The sequence below is a fragment of the Halarcobacter ebronensis genome, assembly GCF_013201825.1.
In the GTDB taxonomy this organism is placed as follows: Bacteria; Campylobacterota; Campylobacteria; order Campylobacterales; family Arcobacteraceae; genus Halarcobacter; species Halarcobacter ebronensis.
This window is the reverse complement of sequence record NZ_CP053836.1, coordinates 958,600-978,596: the sequence shown is the minus strand read 5'-3', so window position 1 is coordinate 978,596 and position 19,997 is coordinate 958,600. Positions and strand designations below refer to the sequence as shown.

General features: G+C 28.8%; 16 protein-coding genes. 3 read left to right on the top strand and 13 right to left on the bottom strand.

What is annotated here, in order from left to right; translation table 11 throughout:
• Nucleotides 1-10 precede the first annotated feature (10 nt).
• Nucleotides 11-1,726 carry an ATP-binding protein gene (locus tag AEBR_RS04860; protein WP_129088146.1) on the bottom strand — a complete coding sequence of 572 codons (1,716 nt, stop codon included), beginning with the start codon at nucleotides 1,724-1,726 and terminating at the stop codon, nucleotides 11-13.
• A gap of 255 nt (nucleotides 1,727-1,981) precedes the next feature.
• On the opposite strand from AEBR_RS04860, the gene uvrC reads away from it, so the two are divergent.
• The 3 genes from uvrC to AEBR_RS04845 are packed head-to-tail and all read left to right on the top strand — an operon-like array spanning nucleotide 1,982 to nucleotide 5,499.
• Nucleotides 1,982-3,814 (top strand): excinuclease ABC subunit UvrC, encoded by a 1,833-nt coding sequence (uvrC, locus tag AEBR_RS04855; RefSeq protein ID WP_129088147.1) that lies wholly within the window; start codon nucleotides 1,982-1,984, stop codon nucleotides 3,812-3,814.
• Between the two features lie 3 nt (nucleotides 3,815-3,817).
• Nucleotides 3,818-4,840 (top strand): alanine racemase, encoded by a 1,023-nt coding sequence (locus tag AEBR_RS04850; protein WP_129088148.1) that lies wholly within the window; start codon nucleotides 3,818-3,820, stop codon nucleotides 4,838-4,840.
• Nucleotides 4,837-5,499 carry a tetratricopeptide repeat protein gene (locus AEBR_RS04845; protein ID WP_129088149.1) on the top strand — a complete coding sequence of 221 codons (663 nt, stop codon included), beginning with the start codon at nucleotides 4,837-4,839 and terminating at the stop codon, nucleotides 5,497-5,499. Before AEBR_RS04850 ends, AEBR_RS04845 begins: the two co-directional genes overlap by 4 nt.
• Here the strand turns inward: AEBR_RS04845 and mgtE are convergent, their stop codons facing one another.
• From mgtE to aspS, 12 genes are all read right to left on the bottom strand, one after another.
• A complete protein-coding gene (gene mgtE, locus AEBR_RS04840; RefSeq protein WP_129088150.1) occupies nucleotides 5,500-6,864 on the bottom strand; it encodes a magnesium transporter in 1,365 nt (454 codons plus the stop codon).
• Between the two features lies 1 nt (nucleotide 6,865).
• Entirely contained in the window at nucleotides 6,866-7,834 is a 969-nt protein-coding gene (locus AEBR_RS04835) for a zinc transporter ZntB (protein WP_129088151.1), read from the bottom strand.
• Between the two features lie 46 nt (nucleotides 7,835-7,880).
• Nucleotides 7,881-9,488 (bottom strand): diguanylate cyclase, encoded by a 1,608-nt coding sequence (locus AEBR_RS04830; RefSeq protein ID WP_129088152.1) that lies wholly within the window; start codon nucleotides 9,486-9,488, stop codon nucleotides 7,881-7,883.
• A 71-nt stretch (nucleotides 9,489-9,559) separates the two neighbouring features.
• Nucleotides 9,560-10,279, bottom strand: a complete 720-nt coding sequence (locus AEBR_RS04825) for a prolyl hydroxylase family protein (RefSeq protein ID WP_129088153.1) — start codon at nucleotides 10,277-10,279, stop codon at nucleotides 9,560-9,562.
• Nucleotides 10,280-10,408: 129 nt separating this feature from the next.
• Nucleotides 10,409-11,167 carry a competence/damage-inducible protein A gene (locus AEBR_RS04820; protein ID WP_129088154.1) on the bottom strand — a complete coding sequence of 253 codons (759 nt, stop codon included), beginning with the start codon at nucleotides 11,165-11,167 and terminating at the stop codon, nucleotides 10,409-10,411.
• Nucleotides 11,167-11,736 carry an adenylate kinase gene (locus AEBR_RS04815; RefSeq protein WP_129088155.1) on the bottom strand — a complete coding sequence of 190 codons (570 nt, stop codon included), beginning with the start codon at nucleotides 11,734-11,736 and terminating at the stop codon, nucleotides 11,167-11,169. Before AEBR_RS04815 ends, AEBR_RS04820 begins: the two co-directional genes overlap by 1 nt.
• A gap of 103 nt (nucleotides 11,737-11,839) precedes the next feature.
• Entirely contained in the window at nucleotides 11,840-12,289 is a 450-nt protein-coding gene (locus AEBR_RS04810; protein ID WP_129088156.1) for a hypothetical protein, read from the bottom strand.
• Complete coding sequence (locus AEBR_RS04805; protein WP_164969523.1) at nucleotides 12,286-12,699, bottom strand: thioredoxin family protein; 414 nt, start codon at nucleotides 12,697-12,699, stop codon at nucleotides 12,286-12,288. The genes AEBR_RS04810 and AEBR_RS04805 overlap by 4 nt, the downstream gene beginning before the upstream one ends.
• Before the next feature lie 7 nt (nucleotides 12,700-12,706).
• On the bottom strand, nucleotides 12,707-14,437 hold the full coding sequence (locus AEBR_RS04800; protein ID WP_129088158.1) for a YgiQ family radical SAM protein: 1,731 nt from the start codon (nucleotides 14,435-14,437) through the stop codon (nucleotides 12,707-12,709).
• 70 nt (nucleotides 14,438-14,507) lie between these two features.
• The gene (locus AEBR_RS04795; RefSeq protein WP_129088159.1) at nucleotides 14,508-17,084 is read right to left on the bottom strand and encodes a chemotaxis protein CheW; all 2,577 of its coding nucleotides are present in this window, start codon (nucleotides 17,082-17,084) and stop codon (nucleotides 14,508-14,510) included.
• Nucleotides 17,085-17,384: 300 nt separating this feature from the next.
• The gene (locus AEBR_RS04790) at nucleotides 17,385-18,179 is read right to left on the bottom strand and encodes a metal ABC transporter solute-binding protein, Zn/Mn family (RefSeq protein ID WP_129088160.1); all 795 of its coding nucleotides are present in this window, start codon (nucleotides 18,177-18,179) and stop codon (nucleotides 17,385-17,387) included.
• 16 nt (nucleotides 18,180-18,195) lie between these two features.
• Nucleotides 18,196-19,959: an aspartate--tRNA ligase gene (gene aspS / locus AEBR_RS04785; protein ID WP_129088161.1), complete on the bottom strand. Its 1,764-nt coding sequence runs from the start codon at nucleotides 19,957-19,959 to the stop codon at nucleotides 18,196-18,198.
• Nucleotides 19,960-19,997: the final 38 nt, after the last annotated feature.

The following is a 19,997-nucleotide window of genomic DNA, read 5'->3' as shown; positions in this document are numbered from 1 at the left end:
AAGACTGTAATTATGTTATAGGTAGAGTTATAGAAAACTGTGCACCTTTATGAACTTTTCCTTCATACTCGTATTCTATATTTTCAACTTTAATTGAACCACCCATATTTTCATTTATTATTCTATAAGACATATAAAGTCCTAGTCCTGTTCCATCACTATCACCTTTTGTTGTAAAATATGGGTCAAAGATTTTACTCATTATATCTTCAGGAATACCACCTGCGTTGTCTTTTATTATAATTTTTATACTATTTTCATCACTTATTGTTGAAACAAAAACCAATCTATTGTTAAGAGTATTTGATTTAAGAGCATCTTTTGCATTGTGTACAATATTTATAAAAACTTGAGTTAGCTCGTTTGGGAACCCTTTTATAATCTTATTTTGAGAATCTAAAAAAACATTAACTTCATGAATTTTAAGACTTCCTTTTAATATTCCTAAGTTCTTTTCTAAATTTTCTTTAATATCAAACTCTACTGCATCTTGGCTATTTTTTACAAAACTTATAAAATCATCAATTGTTTGAGAGAGATATTTTGTACTATTTACAATACACTCAACAGAGTTATTAAGCTGTTCATCATCTAAAATTTTCAATTCATTTTGAAGTCTCAATCCACTTGCACTTGTTGAAATTACACTTAAAGGTTGTCTCCATTGGTGGGCAATATTTCCTATCATCTCACCCATTGAAGCAAGTTTTGATTGTTGTAACATCATTTTGTCTTTTTTAAGGACATTAAGATAAAGTTGGTCTATCTTCTTTAAAAAGTAGTTTAAACCAATATTTAAAACAATAAACAACATAAAGATGACCAAAAATATAGCTATCAAATTCTTTTTCATCAAAGAGGAAAACTCTTCATTTTCCTTGGTTAAATCATAATAGACTAATATTTTTGCTGCAACATTTCCTTTATGATCCAAAAGATCAATTACATTAATATGATATTCTCTATTTTGAAACAATATTCTAAAACTGTTTTTTGATAAATCAATTTGATTTAGATTATCTTTTATAATATTTGAACCTCTTGCAAAAATAAAGTTACCAACACGACTTCTATTCTCCAAATTCTTATCTAATGAGACTTCTAAATTACCATCTTTTACAAAAAGTGAAGATTTTATATCAAAAAGATTATTCATTTTTTCAATTATATATTCAGGTTCTATTCCAATTTCAACAACACCAACAAAGGTATCATTATAAAAAATTGGTGTTACAACCCTATGTGTCATTCTGAGTTTTCCAAGTTCAAAACCAAATTGACGTTTTTGAGTGGTGATTGTATCTATAATAATTTTTCTTTTTGTATTTAAACTATCTCCATACATTTCTGGTTTATGAACTCTTAAAAAAGCACTTCCATCGGGTAATCTAAAAGTTACAATTTTAAGAAAACTATTACTTTTTATCATATCTTCGTAATCATCTTTGACAAGTTTATACAAAGCATCTCTATTTTGATTAAAAAACTCTTTTCTTGCCTCTTTACATAACATTTTATCTGTTCTTTGAGAGATTTCTCTATCCATATCATTTATAAAAAGATTAAATACTTTATTTATATGTCTATTCTTTTCTTGCATATCTTCAGATATATGTGTTTTTATTAGATGATTATCATAAATACTAATAATAAATCCTGCTGAAATCAATATCAACATTATTAAGATTAGAATTGTATTTTTTATTCTTTGTTCTTTAGATAGCATAATTGAAAATTCCCTTTTAAAGCTGAAATTATACTAAAATACTACTTTTAAATTCTTTTATAAATGATTTTTTTATAATTTAATAATTTATTAGTTATTTCATAATAAATTTATCTCTATTTTAAAATAGTGATTTTTTAATGCTTTTTCTTATTTTAATAAGTTATATTATTATTTTATTAATAGCCATTTGAATGAATAATTTTTTATTAAAATGAAATCTACTTTCAAGAATTAATTTGCTAAAATCCAAAAATGAATCTGGAAGAAAAACTACAACAATTACCAAACAAAGCAGGTGTTTACCAATACTTTGATGAGAGGGGAAAACTCCTTTATATAGGGAAAGCAAAAGTTTTAAAAAACCGAGTTAAATCTTATTTTAAATTTACCCCTAAACTCCTTCCAGCAGATAAATTAAGCCCTCGTATTTACAAAATGATAACTGAAGTAAAAACTTTGGAGTGGATTGTTGTTCCAAATGAACACGACGCACTAATTTTAGAAAACTCACTTATTAAACAGTTAAAACCAAAATACAATATCTTACTAAGAGATGATAAAACCTACCCATATATCTATATCAATCTAAATGAAGATTTTCCTAGACTTGAAATAACAAGAAGAGTTCTAAATGATAAAAATATAAAATATTTTGGTCCTTACTCAACTGGAGCTAGAGATATGCTTGATTCAATATATGAGATTGTTCCATTGGTTCAGAAAAAATCATGTATTAAAGGGAAAGAAGCTTGCCTTTTTTATCAAATAAAAAAGTGTCATGCTCCTTGTGAAGGGAAAATCTCAAAAGAGGAGTATTCAAAACTTGTAGATGAGGCACTAAATTATATCTACAATAAAAACAAGTTAATTACTAGATTAAATAAAAAGATGCAAGAGTATAGTCTTGATTTAAAATTTGAAGAGGCTATGAAACTAAGAGATAGAGTAAAAACCATAGAAAAATCTCAGATTCAAACAGGAATGGATTTGGCAACAAATGAAAATATTGATCTATTTTCAATTAAAGTTGAAAATAACAAAGGTGTTGTCGTAAGAATGTTCTTTAGGGATGGAAAACTAGCTTCAAGTAACCATGACTATATAAAACCAAATAGAGATGATATTTCAATTGATATTCAAGAGGTTTATGAAAGAGCCATTGTAAACTATTATAATAATGAAATTCCTGTTTTACCAAATGAAATTTTAATCTCAGATGAATTAGAAGATATTGGAGATATTGAAGAGTTTATAAAAAATAGATTCTCTAAAAAAATCCCTATTAATTTTCCTCAAAGAGGCAAGAAAAGAGAGATTATTAATGTTGCATTAAATAACTGCAATGAACTTCTAAGATTAACCAATGCAAAAGAGGCAACTTCTATATACAAACAATTACAAGAACTCTTTAATTTAGGTAAAACTGCATATAGATTTGAATGTTTTGATAACTCACATATGATGGGGCAAGCAACAGTTGCAGCGATGGTTACATGGGAAGAAAAATTTGTAAAAAGTGATTTTAGACACTACAATTTGGAAGCAAAAGATGAGTATTCACAAATGAGAGAGACTCTAATGAGAAGAGTTGAAAGTTTTGAAAAGAACCCTGCTCCTGATATGTGGGTAATAGATGGAGGAGAAACACTTCTAAAACTTGCAATTGATATTAGAGATTCTTTTGGTGTAAACCTGGATATTATTGCAATTGCTAAAGAGAAACTTGATTTTAAAGCACATAGAGCAAAAGGGAGTGCAAAAGATATTATTTTTTATGAAAAAGATAATAAAGTTGAAAGATTAGAACTTCTTCCAAGTGATAAAAGACTTCAATTTGTACAAAGACTAAGAGACGAAGCCCATAGATTTGCTATAACTTTCCATAAGAAACAAAAAAGAAAAGAGGATACTCAAATCTCTCTTTTACAGATAAAAGGTATAGGGGAAGCAAAACTAAAAAAACTGCTTTTATACTTTGGAACCTTTGATAATATTAAAAATGCAAATTTAGAAGAATTGAAAGATGTTCTAAACGAAAAAGATGCTATGCTTTTAAAAAAATATTTCAGATCTCTTGAAGGTTAATCCTTGGCAAAAATTATTATTAATAAATCACACTATTTTCACAACCTACAAACTATTACAAATCATATAGGAGATAAAAATAAAATTGCTGTAGTTTTAAAAGATAACGCTTATGGTCATGGACTTTTAGAAATTGCAAAACTAGCAAATGAGTTTGGTATAAAAAATGCTGTGGTAAGAAATGTAGAAGAGGCAAAAAAAATTGAGACACTTTTTGAACAAATCTTAATTCTCGCTGATTCTAATTTAGAGAGTTATTCACATACTTTTCACATAGCAATAAATGGTTTTGAAGATATCAAAAGGTTACCCGAAAAAACGAATGTTCATCTAAAAGTTGATACAGGAATGCATAGAAATGGTTTTTTATTAGAAGAGCTAGAAGAGGCTATTCATGGGCTTTTAGAAAAAAAACTTATTCTAACAGGCGTATTTACTCACTTTAGAAGTGCAGATGAATTATCATGTGAATTCTTTTGGCAGAGGTCAGTTTTTATACAGGCAAAAAATTTAGTAGAAAGTATATGTGAAAAACTTTTTTTACCCATTCCTAAGTTCCATTGTGCTAACTCTTCAGCCTTATTTAGATTTAAGAATTACAACTTTGACATGGCAAGAATTGGTATTGCTCAATATGGATATTTAGATACAAATCCTATCTTTGATAACCCAGAATTAAAACCAGTAATGTCTCTTTGGGCAAATAAAATTGTAACAAGAGAGCTTAAAAAGAACCAAAAAGTGGGATATAGTGGGAAATTTGTTGCAGATGAAAATATAAAAATATCTACTTATGATGTTGGATATGGAGATGGTTTTTTAAGATTAAATGGAGACAAACAGTACTATACCCCTAAAGGATACCGTGTTTTAGGTAAAGTTTCAATGGATAATATCTCAGTTGATAGTATAGAAGATGAAATTTGTATCTTTGATGACGTAAAAGAATTGGCAAAAATCCATAATACTATTAGTTATGAAATCACAACAACACTTAATCCAAATCTTCCCAAAGAGGTTCGATGAAAAAAATTATTTTTTCTCTTTTTGTAGTTTTTACTACTCTTTTTTCACTCACTTTTGAGGAAGTAAAAGATATAGAGAAAAAGTATGGTGACAATGATGCCTTACCACTATATAAAAAGTTAGCAGAGCAAGATGATGTTGAAGCAATGTTTGAACTTGCTAGAATTTATCTAGAAGGGAAAGTTGTAAAAAGGAATTATTTTAGTGCAAAACAACTTCTAGAGAGTGCAAGTGAAAGAAATCATGATAAATCAACTTATTATCTTGGTAAACTCTATTTATTGAAAAAAGGCCCATATTATGATCCTGTTAAAGCATATAATACCTTTGTTATTGCTGCAAATAATGATTATGCACCAGCACAAAATATGATTGGACAGTTTTTACTCAATGGAATAGCAGTAGACAAAGATTATATTCTTGCAGTTAAGCTTTTTGAAAAAGCCTCAAAACAAGGTTATATTGAAGCTCAATGTAATTTAGCTTTTATGTATGCAAGTGGAAAAGGAGTTTTCCCAAATTTTGGTAGAGCTCACCAGTTTGCCAAAAAAGGGAAAGAAGAAGGAAACAAAAGATGCATAAAAGTCTGGAATGACTATAACTTAGAGAAATATCCAGAAGATAAGGGTTGGAAATTTAATTTCTATACTCAACCCTAACTATAAAAGAATTAAAGTAGCCAAACCTAAAAAACTAAAAAATCCAACCACATCAGTAACTGTAGTTAGAATTACAGTTGAACCAATAGCAGGATCAATTTCAAACTTCTCTAAAAGTATTGGTATAACTGCACCAAAAAAACCTGCACTAAGTAGATTTATAACCATTGAAAGAGCAATTACTAAACCTAAAAGAGGTATTTTAAACCAAATAAAGGCGATTATTCCTATTATAAAAGCAAAAATCAATCCATTTACCAAAGAGATAATAACCTCTTTATTAATTGTCTTTTTTGCATCTTGATAAGAGATCTCTCCCAAAGCCATTTGTCTTACAGTAACTGTCAAGGTTTGAGTTCCTGCATTTCCTCCCATTGACGCAACAATAGGCATTAAAACTGCAAGTGCAACAAGAGATTGAATAGTTGTATCAAAAAAACCAATAACAATTGAAGCTAATATTGCGGTAACTAAATTGATTCCCAACCAAATTGCTCTTTTTCTACCAATTAGATATACACTCTCTTCATTTTCAGCATCATCATTAACCCCTGCAAGTGAATATAACTGTTTTGTATCTTGATCTTGAATTACATCATGGATATCATCGTGGGTAATTCTTCCAAGTAATCTATTCTCTTCATCTACAACTGCCAATGCACTTAAATTATAGTGGGTAAACATCTCAACGGCATCTGAAATATCACTTTTATGATTACAAGAGTAGTTTATAAGTTTATCTTGAGGAATTTCTCTAAAGTGTTGTTGTCTATCAAAAAGGATCAACTCCTCTAAACCAACTGCACCTATTAGTTTTTTATCTTTGTCAATCAAAAACACATGAAAAATATTGTCAAGTAACTCTTCCTCTTTTAAACTCTTTAATCTTTTTATAGCTGTTCCAATATCTTCATCTAAAGTTGCACTAAAAAGCTCACTTTGCATATATGAACCAGCTTCATGGTCATCATACGAGTTTAATTTTTCAATTATCTGTTTATCTTCATCATCAAGTTTAGAGAGAATTGTTTGGGCAATCTCTTCATCTTTTTGAGAAATATTATATATCAGTTCAGAAGCGTCATCACTATCCATTTTTGAAGTAATTGTTGCAATCTTTTTATCACTAATTACCTCAGCAATCTCTTCTTGGATATAACTTGGCATCTCACAAAGAATCTCTGCAAAAAGGTCACTTGGGATTCTCTTACAAACATATTCATACTCTTTGTCATCTAAATCTCTAAGTTTTTCTAACTCTTTTGCCAAGTCATAAGGGTGAATATCAGAAGTACCATCCTTATACTCTTCAATTGAATTTAATAAAAGATTTTTTATATCATTTATTTTGTTTATATCTTCCATCTCATATCCATCTGTTTTTCTTCAATAAATAAAATTGTATTGTCCCTAAAATAAAAAGGATTATAATAAAAATAGCAAAAGCACTACCATTTTCAGCACCTGGTATTCCTCCTACATTTACCCCTAAAAGACCTGTTAAAAATCCCAAAGGTAGAAATATTGCCGAAATAATAGATAAAAAATACATTCTTTTATTTATCTGTTCACTTGTTTTATTTGCAATCTCATCTAAAACGAGTGCAATTTTATCATTAATTGAATCAAGTTCTTCTATATATCTTATTAATTGGTTGTTTATCTCTTGAAGTTGTATTCTATCATACTCACTTAGCCAAGTAACTTTTTCATGATAGAGTCTAAACATAGCTTCCCTTTGAGGAGAGAGGTATCTTCTTATAGCTATTGCTTCCCTTCTTATTGTTGAAATCTTACTTCCTAATTCATAACTATTTGACTCGATTACTAGCTCTTCAATCTCTAAACTTCTATCTTGCATACCATCAATTGTTCCTTCCATTCTGCAAGTTAGTCTATCAAGAATAGAGATAAGAAACTCTGCACTGCTACAAGGACCTTTTTTATGTTCAAGCATCTCAAATATATCTTTTACTGATAAAAGATTTCTCTTTTTTGTACTAATAATCATTGTTGGACTAATAAATAACCTAATTGATATCATATCTTCTGGGTCTGAATCTGGATTTAGATTGACTCCTCTCAAAGCTAAAAGGATATTGTCATCTAAAATTGTAGTTCTAGGTCTTGTCTCTTCTTCCAATAAAGCTTCAGCTGCAATTGGATCAATGCCACTTTTGTCATTTATCCACTCAATTGCCTCTTTGCTAGAGTAATCAAAATGAGCCCACAAAATACCATCCTCTTCTTTGTAGTTAAATAACTCTTCATAAGTAATGCTTTTTGCACCACCATTCTTATCCATAATTACTGCGTGAACTAATCCATTTTCCATGTAGACACCTTTTGTAAATAACTAACATATCTTATAAAAAAGTAGTTTAAAAGGTAACTACCCTATTTTTACCTGCTGTTTTTGCTTTATATAAAGCATTGTCTGCCCTATCGATAAAACTCTCAATGGTATCACCACTCTTTATAGTAGTAACGCCAAAACTTGCTGTTTTTTCTCCTATTATATCAAATTCATTTTCTTCTATCTCTTTTCTTATCTTTTCTGCTAAGTTTTGTGCTCCATTTAAGTCTGTATATGGACAAATTACTACAAACTCTTCTCCACCCCATCTGCAAATACTATCAACATCTCTAATCGCTTTACTTACAACGGAAGAGAACTCCATTAATACTCTATCTCCAACACTATGTCCATATAAATCATTTACAACTTTAAAATCATCTATATCAATAAAAATAATACTAAACTCATTTTTAAATCTATTCCAAATTGTAAATTGATAGTTTAATATCTCAGTAAATTTTCTTCTATTATAAATACCAAGAAGGGAGTCTTTTAGTGATAACTCTTCAACAAGTTTCTTATCTGTTATATCAAATCTAATTGATTGATACCCCATGATTTCACCTACACTATCATATATAGGTTCAACTTTTGCACTTACCCAATAGTATTCACCATTTTTCTTTTTGTTTTTTATCTCACCTGACCAAACTTTTCCTAATTGGATTGTTTCCCATAACTCTTTATAAAGAGATGATGACATATCTGGATGTCTAATAATATTATGGGATTTACCAATAAGCTCCTCTTTGCTATATCCACTTATTTTACAAAAAGCATCACTTGCATATACAATTATCCCTTTTAGGTTTGTAATAGATATTAAAACATATTTGTCAACAGTCTCAACATAAGTATCTAATCTGTTTTTCTGTTTTATTATCTTCATCATACTTAAAAGGTTTGTATTAAACTCCTCTTTATCAACAGGAAGAGATATAAAGTTTACAACTCCACTTTTATAAAACTTACCTCTTAATTCTTTTATTTGAATTAGATTTGTCTTATTTTGTGCCCCTGCAAAAATCAAAGTATCTTTATATTTAATATTCTCTTTAATTTCACGACAAAAATCTACCCCTTTTCCATCTTTTAAATCTGCATCAATATATATAAGTTTTATAAAGTCTTCTTTTCCTAAGATACTCTTTGCCTCTTTAATACTTGTTGCTAACATTGGTTCAAAAAGCAAAGAGTGGAAAGTTTGTACTAAAGAGTGTAACTTTTGTGGGGATTTATTGTCATAACAGATTAAAACTTTTTTATTATTAAAATACTCTAACCCTTGAAGTAAATCTGCAAGATAATATTTTCCTGCATAATTATTATCAATTACATAATCAATAATTGAATAGTTGGTAATTTGATCATAAGCCTCTAAAGTCAACTCATCTAAAGTTACAATTGTAGGAATTTTTTTTTCAAGGATATATTCAAAAAGTTTTTTACCACATCTATCTTCTACATTAAAATCAACTATTGCAGCAAAAAAATCCTCATTTTCTAGTTGTTCTATAACTTGTTCTAAAGAGAGAGCCAAAATAAACTGAAATCTTCTATCTTTTATCCTCTCTTGTAAAAATGCTACTAGTTTTATATCATCATCTGAAACTAATATTTTATGAGTCAAAATTTTTCCTCTGTTAAAGTTATAAATATTATATCCTAAAAAGGAAAATTAATAGAAAAAAAATTATTTCATTATGTAACCAAAGCATCGTGCCATTGAACAATTGATAACCTATATCCACTCTTTACTTCAAGAACTTCATGGGTAAAATAAGGATTGCTCAAAAAGACAACCATATCTCCTGCTTGTGGAGCATATTTTATAACATTTCCCTCTTTGTCATAAAGATAATTAAAAATTAACTCGCCACCTGTAAAGCTGTTTTCAGAGTTTTCATCATTGCAAGAGGTTGCAAAAAGAACAGTTGTAACTTTTCTATTAACAGCCACACATTTAAAACCTATTAGTTCTTCATCATCTATTATCATATTTGAGTCATCACTATGAGCCACATAAAAAGAGCCTTTAGTGTACTCAAGAACTTGTATTTTAGTGCTTGTTGTTAAAGCCAAATTAAAATATTGTTCAATTTTTGGTTGAAACTCTTTAAAGATTTTATTATATAAACTTCTAAACTCTTTATCCAGTTTATAAATTTTTGTTTTTCTAATATCTTTATCAATATGATTTTCATAATTTTCTGCTTTAACCTTTGCATCAATACAATCTTCATCTCTTTTTATAGACTTAACTATCTCTTTGCAAATCTCATCACTAAAAAAGTTTTTTATAATCAAAAAAGGGTAATCATAATATGGATTTGGTAATAGTTTTGTCTCAATATCAAGAGAGTTTAAAGAACTATCACAATATACATAATTACTTATTTGCTCAAGGCTTTTGTTTTCCATCAACACCTACAATTTAAATTTATAGATGCAATTATAAGTTAAAAAAAAAGAAAATTATTGAAAGAATTCTTAAACTCTTACCAAAAGGCGAAGAAGGCTTATTTTAAGGTACTTCAAAAAATAAAAAAACTATTTACTTATATCTTTTAAAAGAAATTTAACTCCACTATTTTCCAAAAATTTAATAAATTTTGCGAAATAGTTTAGAATTAACTCTTTATCATGTCCACTAAGTGAGATAACCACCATTCTTTTGTCATCAATGATTTTAGGCAAAGAAGAGAGTTCAATCTCTTTTGGAATAGTTTTCATTATATCAATTAAATCATTCTCTCCACAATATGCAGTCAAAGATTCTCTATATTTTACAATCAAATTTCTTTCATAATATCTATCTAAAGCTTCCACAACCATAGCTTGACTCATAGAGGGAAATCCAGGAGTAAAGAAAAATCTATTCTCTAAATAAAATCCAGGTACATTATTTACTACATTTTTAAGAAGTTTTGCATTTTGTGGTAGATATGCCATATTTATTCTATGGGGATATGCTTCTTCTTTAAATTGATTGATTATCAGCTCTTTTGCCTCTTCATGGTAATTCATTATTCCATTGGTAAAGATTTTTGCTGCAATCTCTCTTGTATAATCATCAGGAGTTGCTCCAATACCACCAAAACTAAACATTACAGAGTTTTCATCAGCTTTAATAAGATTGTAGATATTTTCCATTAAAAGGGTGTCATCTTCAACTACAAAAGAGGCTTTATGTCTCCAGCCTCTTTTTAGTAGTTGTTCATTTAAGAAAGAGAAATGGGAATCTTTTCTTCTCCCATTTAGTAACTCTGTTCCAATAATAACAGAGTAAAAATTAAGTTCTTTGCTCATTAGATTCTTGATTGAATAAAGGCATCCATTTCATTTACAATCTCTTCAATAGTTCTTTCACCATTGATTTTTTTCAAGATACCTTTTTGTGTATAAAACTCTTGAATATCTGCTAAAGGTTCTGTATATACTTTCATTCTATTATTAAATACTTCAACATTATCATCAGCGCCTCTTGCTCGTCCAAGAACTCTATCTCTTGCTACTTCTTCAGATACTTCTACTTCAATTGTATTTACTAATTCAACACTACTCTCTGTAGCTAAATATTTATCCAACTCTATCATTTGCTCATTGCTTCTTGGATATCCATCAATTACAACAATTGGAGTTGGTGCATTTTTAATTGCTCCTACTATTGTCTCTATAACAATATCGATTGGCACTAAATTCCCTTTTGATACATATGAATCAATTATTTGGCCTCTCTCACTTCCACTTGCCACTTCAGCTCTAAACATATCTCCTGTAGAGTAGTGAGTAATTGTTGTATGTTTCTCTGCAATTAGCTCTGCATCTGTAGTTTTCCCTGAACCTGGGGCCCCAATGATTAAAAAAAGTTTTTTCATTTCCTGTTTCCTTATTGATACTTTTCTTGTGTGTTAAAAAAGAGTGTAATTTTATCCAATTATCTCTATGAGTTTAATAAGAGGGAATAGTATATCTTCACTTTTATTTCAATTCTGTGTTTTCTGCTCTGTATTGTTCACAAAAATCTTCAAAAAGATATTTAACAACTGATTCATAAATATCCTTTTGTAAATCTTCTGCTTCAAAACTATCCTCTTTTTTATAAGTAATTGCTAGAATTTCCAAATCTTTATCTCTTAGAGGAGAAACATCTTCACTTATAATTAAAGCTGTCCTTACAAAATCGATTCCATTTATTTTGTCAATTTTTATTTGAACTAGAAAATTTGAGTAACTTTCACTTTTTGTTTTAACTCCAAGTTCTTGAAGTTTTGCAGTAATATCACCCTTGATTTTCTCTTCTAACTCTTTTGAAATTTCATTTTTCTTATTTAGAATTTTTACATTTAGCTCTTTTAGATTTTCAAGATTATATGGAGTAATTGCAAATAAATACAAAAAACAGAAAAACAGTAAAAAAATTACTCTCATTTTGTTACCTCTTCTAGTATAGCTTTAAATTCGATTTTATCTTTATATCCTAAAACCTTTGTTATTTCTGTCTCATTTTTTGCATCTATAAAAATTGTTGTAGGGAAAAGTTTTGCTTCAAATTTTTTTGGAAAAGAGTTTGAATCTTTATCCACTAAAAGAGGTATAAAACTCTTTTTTATAAGCTTATCTATAGGCTTTTTTTCTAAAGTCTGTTTCTCCATCTTTCTACACCAAGGACAAGATTGTTGGCTAACAACCATCATTATATTTTTATTCTCTTTTTTTGCTTTACTTAAAGCTTTTTCATATTCAGTTTCATACGACATTTTTTTTATAAAATCAGGTGAGATTGCATTTGCATTTGTTAAAAATAGTGTTATACAAATAATAAATAGAACTCTTTTCATCTTTTTCCTAACTTTGCATTCCTGCATTTGAATCTTTTCTTCTTTGGTAATACTTTTTATCAATTACAATATTTTTTTGCTTCTCTTTTCGGGCCCTATCTTTTTCCACATAAATCTTTTTTCTTGTAATTGGATCAATCTCTGTATAATACATAACAGAAGAGTATGTTCCTGGAGTTGGGGTAAAGATTTGAGCTTGTTCTGGATTCATTTTTAGTTCATGGGTTGTAAACTGTTTTAACTCATGCATATCTTTTTCCTCACATCCAGGGTGTGCCGCAATTAAATAGTAGGTTAAGAACTGCTTTTTCCCTGCCTCTTTATTTAATCTATCATACATCTTTTTAAACTCAATAAGAGGTTCTTTCCCTGGTTTTCCCATAAGTTTCAAAACCCTGTCAGAAGTGTGTTCAGGAGCAACTTTCATTTGCCCACTTATATGGTGATTGACAAGCTCTTTTAAATACTCATACCCATATTTTTTATCTGCTGGAATAAAATCATATCGTAATCCTGAAGCGACAAAAGCTTTTTTTACACCTGGAACTTGTCTAATATCTCTTAAAAGTTTTAGATGTCTGCTATGATCAACTTTCATAACCTTGCAAAGCCTGTCATAGTCTACACATCTAATATCATCACAGGTTCCTTTTTTAAGTTTTTTACCACACTCATACCCATACATATTAGCTGTAGGACCTCCTATATCAGAGATTACACCTTTAAACTCTTTATCTTTTGTAAACTCTTTTGCTTCCCAGATAATATTTTTTTCACTTCTTGTTCTAATTGTTCTTCCTTGGTGAACTCCAATTGCACAGAAGTTACACTCTCCCCAACATCCATGATGAGTCTGAATAGAGAATTTAATTGTCTCTAAACACTTTACTTTACCCTGATTTTGATGAAAAGGATGAAGCTCTCTTGCATATTTATATGAAGCAACCTCATCCATCTCTTTTTCATCTAAATAGTCACAAGGTGGATTTTGTATAGAGTATCTATTATCAACTTTTTGGCAAAGTCCCATTGCACTAATTGGATCATTATTTTTATAAAAATCATCAAAAAGGTCAATATATTTCTCTTTGTTTTTTAGACACTCTTCATGGCTTGGAAGTTGAAGATAGCTTTCTATTGGTTCTTTTGAGATATAACAAACTCCTCTTACTTTTGTAGGGTCTTCTCCTTTATCAAGAGCTGTTGAAAACTCTCTAATTGCCATTTCACCCATTCCATAGATTAGATAATCAGCTTTTGAATCAAATAAAATTGGTTTTCTAAGTTTATTTGACCAAAAATCATAGTGAGTTGTTCTTCTTAAACTTGCTTCTATTCCTCCAAGAACTATTGGAACGGTATCTTTATAATATCTTCTTATTAGGTTTGTATATACTAAAGTTGCCCTATCTGGTCTTTTATCATTTTTCCCGCCAGGAGTATAATCATCGCTATTTCTAAACTTTTTTGTTGCAGTATAGTTTGATACCATTGAGTCAATACTTCCACCACTAACTCCCCAGTAAAGTCGTGGCTCACCTAATCTTGTAATATCATCACTATTTATATCTGGTTGGCCTATGATTCCTACTTTAAAGCCTTGTGCTTCAAGTATTCTTCCAACTACGGCAACACCAATAAAAGGAGAATCAATATAGGCATCTCCACTTATTAGTATTACATCGCATTGGCTCCAGCCAAGTTTTTTCATCTCATCTTTTGTAGTAGGTAAAAACATCTATTATCTTTGAATTTTCTTGTAATTCTATCTAAAATGTTTTAACTTCCTATATAAATTTCTAATTAGCTCACTTTTTGGTCAAGTTATCATCAATCTTTTTAATATCCAAAATCATGGCAACTTGTGGTTCATCAAGATCATCTATTTCAACTATACTCTCAACTAAAGTTCCAGCTCCTAAAAAGTGACTTTGAATATGTTGAATAGCTTTTTTTTCAACTACACTAATACTCTCTAAAGAGGATACCAAAATCCCTATGCAGTGCTCTTTATTATCTTTATCATATTCTAAAAGTATAATTGTGGTTAACTCTTCATTTTTAATCTCTTCATTTACAAAACTTCTAATATCTAAAACAGAGATAAGCCTATCTTTATGTAAAACCATACCTTTAAAAGGATTGTTTTTATCCATATCAATTGATTTTTCTAATTTTTCAATCCCTATTGATTCAACAACATTTTTTGCATTAACTGCAAGAAATTTTTTTCCTAGATGAAAAGTTGCAAGCTCTTCACAACTACTATTAAATGATTTTTTTAAAATATTACTGTTTATAAATTTTTTTCTTTTTATTTTAGAAAGTTTATTTAAACACTTCTTCCCAATATAAACAAAAACTAAACATAAGATATCATTTACATAATCATCACTACTACTTTTATACTCTCTATACCCTTTAGAACATCTAACCCCTAGAGCATAGTATTTATTATCAATCTCAACAATTTCACTTATTTTTTCACCATTTTTAAGACTAAAAAATTTATCATCAATATTGATTTTTGAGTTTATTTCAATACTCTCATTTGAAGAAGAGATTACACTTTTATCTCTAGTCGCAAAAATTGCAAAAATAGAATCTTTGTTTTGGGGTAAAGACTCTTGAAGCATAGCTTTAAACTGTGGTTTTGAATCAAAAACAACTGCAATCCCACCTGTTATTTGTTCCTCATTTTTAAAAGATCTAATAGAACTACAATAGATATATGTTGACTCATTTGAGTAAAGCGTTGATTTTTCAAAATTTGAAACACAATATTTTTGTGTATTTTTTAGTTTCAAACTCTTTTCAACCCAAGAGTTAGTTAATACTCTTCCAATTAAATGACTCTCCTTTTTATTTGAAACAGCAATGATTTTGCCACTTCTATCATATACCAAAATATTTGTATATACTGTATATAAATCATTTATATATTTTAAAATTGAAGAGATCTCTTGGGCTTTAGATTCAAGGGTTTCTAGTTCATCAAAAGCTTTTCTAAAATATGTTGTTAATGACCACCATCTACAATCATTTGCTCTTTCATAAAGATTTCTATCCATAATATCTATTGCCAAAGAAGATATAAACTCACTATCTTTTAAAATAGAGTTTATAATAGTTCTATTTAGGTTATTTAATGAGGAATTTGCCTTTGAACCTGTTACACCAATCTCAGATAACAAAGATTTAGAGAACTCTCTATTTGAAGAGTTTATTTTACTTTGGGCAACATTTCCATTCCAAATTACACGGCTTAAATTATCTTGAATATTTCTACTTTTGTTAAATACCTCTTTTAGCTCTTTTGAAAAATGCTCTTCATTTTCCATCATTGCTTCAATTATAAGTTCATCAACCTCTTTTGCAGAATTTGACTCTTCACTTAAAAAGGCATACTCCAAAGGAATCATTATATGTCCATACCATTTAAGCCCAAAAAAGCCTTGATAACCTGTTGTTTTACAAGTTTTTGCTATAAAATCTCTACTTGAAAAAGATACAATTTTGTACTCATCATCCAAAATTATCTCTTGTTTTGAGTTTAGTGCTATGCAGTCCTCATCACTTGAAGAAATTACTCTACCCTCTTCATCTAAAAGCATAATAATCTCTTTATTTTTTTTATCTAAAAGATTGTTAAAAATTCCCTTCATCTCATCTTGAAACTTAAAACAAAGTGATAAAACTCCAATAGTTTCAGAGTTAGAACTATTTGTTCTTGTAACTTTATACGAATAAACCAATGATTTTTTATATTGTGGAATGAAATTATGTGAAGCAAAAGTCTCAACATATTCATCATCAGTATTTAAAACTTTTTGAATAAATGATAAGTCAATATTATCAATATCAACACTATCATCAAGTCTTACTAAAATTTTACCTTTTGTATCTGCTAAGACAATATCATAATAAACCGAATACTTTTTTACATATTCAAAAAATCTCTTTTTTATATTCTCTCTTATCTCAACACTATCTTTATTGTATTTTGAAACGAAATGAAGTAAAAATTCTCTAATATCATCATCTGTTGCTAAAAAACCAATATCGGCAGTTCTTTCAAATAGATTTCTTATAACCACATCAATAGCAACTTGAGCTTTAAATTTCATCTCAGAAGTTGTTTTTTTTACTGTTTCATCGCTTAAATGGTTTAATAAAGTTGTTGTAAGATTTAAAAAATTCTCTTTTGTTTTCCCAATATCAATATTGATATCTCCAAGTTGTCCTAAGAGTGCAAAAATATCCCAAGAAGAACTTAAACGTCCTAACTCTTCTCTATATTTATCCACATCCTCAATATGTTTTATAATAGGATATAACTCTTTTTTTACTTGTATTCCTTTATAATCTATTAAATTTTTTGACATTAATAACACTCCCTTTGTAAAATACGATTTTACTATAAAAGAAAAAAATAATTTTATGATAAGTGTATATGAAATATACAAATATATAATTTATATATTTTAAAATATGATTTATATAGATAGATAAATATGTATAACAAAAATTGATTTCAACCTCAAATTTGACTATAAATAAAGCTTTATGTGAAATAAAAAAATTGAAAACAGAATTTTTTTGTTACTATTATGAAACAATTTTAAATTTATTTTGATGAAAATATTAAAAAGGGTATTTTATAATAAATAATTTTTTACTATAAACTAATTAGTCTCAATTCCTCTTAAAATTGAGTAAAGATTTACTTTCCAATTATATGTATAAAGATTATATTCAACAAGTTTTCCATCTATATGTCCACAGAAAGATTGAGCAATTCTATAATCACAATTTATTGGTACAAGTAAGTGTTTTATATTTTTTTTCCTTGAAAATTTTAAAAGTTGTAATACTTCATCCACATGTAAAAGTTTTGCATCTTCGTGATAGATATTAAGTCTAAATCTTTTTGCAAAGTAATATAACTCATCACTAAAGGCAAAAAAACCAAAAGTTTTACTTGTTTCAACTCTCTGTTTTATATCTAAAAACATCTCATCAAGTTCACTAAGAAAACTTTCATAATTTACCCTATAAATATCTTTACTCTCTGGCTCTATTTCAATTAGTTTATTATATAGATTTTCGGCAAGTTTTCTAACTAACAAAGGATCCAACCAAACATAAGGATTTGCTTTTCCATCATTTGCTTTTACTCTTGGAATCCCTTCTAGCATGTGGAAAATTTTTATACTGTTATTTCTTGCTTTAAATATAGCTTCTATTTTTTGTTCATCTTCTAGATTAAAATTAAAGTAGTAGTTGCTGTTTGAAAACTTCTTAATCTGTGAAATATCATTTGTATCAAAATTCTCTTCATCGAATATTGTTTTGATATATATTGTGTTTTCTGCAATTCTTTTTATAAAAAAACGCTCTACAGGATAGGTTACAGTTATAAAAACTTTTGCAAAGCTAAAGGATGAGAGAAGCAATAATATGAAAATGGATTTATACATATTATTGCCTTTGTGCTTAAGCCTCTATTTTTCTTACTCTAATACTTAACTCTTTTAATTGTTCATTATCAACTTCAGATGGTGCATCTGTAAGCAGACATTGAGCTTTTTGAGTTTTAGGGAAAGCAATAACATCTCTAATAGAATCAGTTCCTGCTAAAAGCATAATCAATCTATCAAAACCTATTGCAAATCCACCATGACTTGGTGCTCCATATTTAAGTGCTTCAAGTAAGAATCCAAATTTTGTATTTGCATCTTCATCAGAAATTCCCATAAGTTTGAATACTTTTGATTGAATCTCTTCTTTGTGAATTCTTATACTTCCTCCACCTAGTTCTGTTCCATTTAGAACAATATCATAAGCAATTGATTCAATATCTTCAATATCTTCAATATTATCTAAATCAAATTTTTCTGTATTTGGCATAGTAAATGGGTGGTGTAAAGCTTTTGTTCTACCCTCTTCTACTTCAAACATTGGGAAATCTACAACCCATAAAAACTCATATTTATCTTTTGGAATAATATTCATTTCATTAGCCAAAAATAGTCTAAATCTTCCCATATAATCCCAAACTACTTTTTTAGCTCCAGCTCCAAAGAATACAACATCTCCAACTTCAAGATTTGTTACTTTTACAATCTCTTCTAAATCTGCTTCACTAAAGAATTTTGTAAGAGGACCTTTTAATCCATCCTCTTTCATTTGGAAGTATCCAAGACCTTTTGCTCCAAATTTTCTTACATAATCTTCAAAACCTTTCATCTGTCTTTTTGAGAAAATATTATCTCCATTTGGACATCTTAGAGCTTTGATTCTATTATTCTTTTTATCTTTTGCAATCTCTGCAAAAATCTCATTTGTTGAGTTTGCAAAAATATCAATTACATCTACCATAGGCATTGCAAATCTAAGATCTGGTTTATCTGAACCATAAGTTTCCATTGCATCACTATATTTCATTCTAGGGAAAGTTGTAGGAACATCTTTTCCACAAGCTGTAAAAGTATCATGAATAAGTTTTTCAGCAACTTTTATAACATCATCTTGAGTACAAAAACTCATTTCAACGTCTATTTGTGTAAACTCTGGTTGTCTGTCTGCTCTTAAATCTTCATCTCTAAAACATTTTGCAATTTGAAAATATTTATCAAACCCTGCAACCATAAGAAGTTGTTTAAATAATTGAGGAGATTGTGGTAACGCATAAAACTCACCTGGATGTACTCTACTTGGAACTAAATAATCCCTTGCACCCTCTGGTGTTGATTTTGTTAAAATTGGAGTTTCAACATCTAAAAATCCAAGCTCATTCAAACAGTTTCTAACTGCAATATTTGCAGTACTTCTAAGTTTGAAAATATCATAAGATCTTTTTGTTCTAAGCTCTAAAAATCTATTTTTTAGTCTTATCTCTTCGTTTACTTTTTCATCACCAAGCTCAAAAGGCATTGGTTTTGATCTATTTTCAATTACTAAAGAGTCAACAATAATCTCAATTTTTCCAGTAATTAAATTAGGGTTTTCTAAACCTTCACCTCTAGCTCTTACTCTTCCTGTTGCAATAAGAACATACTCATCTCTAACACTATCTGCAACTTTCCAAGCCTCTTCATTATCAGTAGGGTCACAAACAAGTTGTACTAACCCTCCTCTATCTCTTAAATCAATAAAAATAATTCCACCGTGATCTCTTCTACTGTTTACCCATCCTGCAACAGTTACAGTTTCACCAATGTTTTTTTCAGTTACTTCAGTACAATAATGCGTTCTCAATTCCTACTCCGTTTTATTTCTCTTTTTATTAAATTCCG

What these genes read in the sequence shown, in the direction of transcription:
- AEBR_RS04815 (WP_129088155.1), bottom strand. Translation starts at nt 11,736, where the DNA reads ATGAAAAAACTTTTTTTAATCATTGGGGCCCCAGGTTCAGGGAAAACT.
- AEBR_RS04795 (WP_129088159.1), bottom strand. Translation starts at nt 17,084, where the DNA reads ATGTCAAAAAATTTAATAGATTATAAAGGAATACAAGTAAAAAAAGAG.
- AEBR_RS04825 (WP_129088153.1), bottom strand. Translation starts at nt 10,279, where the DNA reads ATGGAAAACAAAAGCCTTGAGCAAATAAGTAATTATGTATATTGTGAT.
- AEBR_RS04820 (WP_129088154.1), bottom strand. Translation starts at nt 11,167, where the DNA reads ATGAGCAAAGAACTTAATTTTTACTCTGTTATTATTGGAACAGAGTTA.
- AEBR_RS04845 (WP_129088149.1), top strand. Translation starts at nt 4,837, where the DNA reads ATGAAAAAAATTATTTTTTCTCTTTTTGTAGTTTTTACTACTCTTTTT.
- AEBR_RS04800 (WP_129088158.1), bottom strand. Translation starts at nt 14,437, where the DNA reads ATGTTTTTACCTACTACAAAAGATGAGATGAAAAAACTTGGCTGGAGC.
- AEBR_RS04860 (WP_129088146.1), bottom strand. Translation starts at nt 1,726, where the DNA reads ATGCTATCTAAAGAACAAAGAATAAAAAATACAATTCTAATCTTAATA.
- AEBR_RS04805 (WP_164969523.1), bottom strand. Translation starts at nt 12,699, where the DNA reads ATGAAAAGAGTTCTATTTATTATTTGTATAACACTATTTTTAACAAAT.
- mgtE (WP_129088150.1), bottom strand. Translation starts at nt 6,864, where the DNA reads ATGGAAGATATAAACAAAATAAATGATATAAAAAATCTTTTATTAAAT.
- AEBR_RS04790 (WP_129088160.1), bottom strand. Translation starts at nt 18,179, where the DNA reads ATGTATAAATCCATTTTCATATTATTGCTTCTCTCATCCTTTAGCTTT.
- AEBR_RS04810 (WP_129088156.1), bottom strand. Translation starts at nt 12,289, where the DNA reads ATGAGAGTAATTTTTTTACTGTTTTTCTGTTTTTTGTATTTATTTGCA.
- uvrC (WP_129088147.1), top strand. Translation starts at nt 1,982, where the DNA reads ATGAATCTGGAAGAAAAACTACAACAATTACCAAACAAAGCAGGTGTT.
- AEBR_RS04835 (WP_129088151.1), bottom strand. Translation starts at nt 7,834, where the DNA reads ATGGAAAATGGATTAGTTCACGCAGTAATTATGGATAAGAATGGTGGT.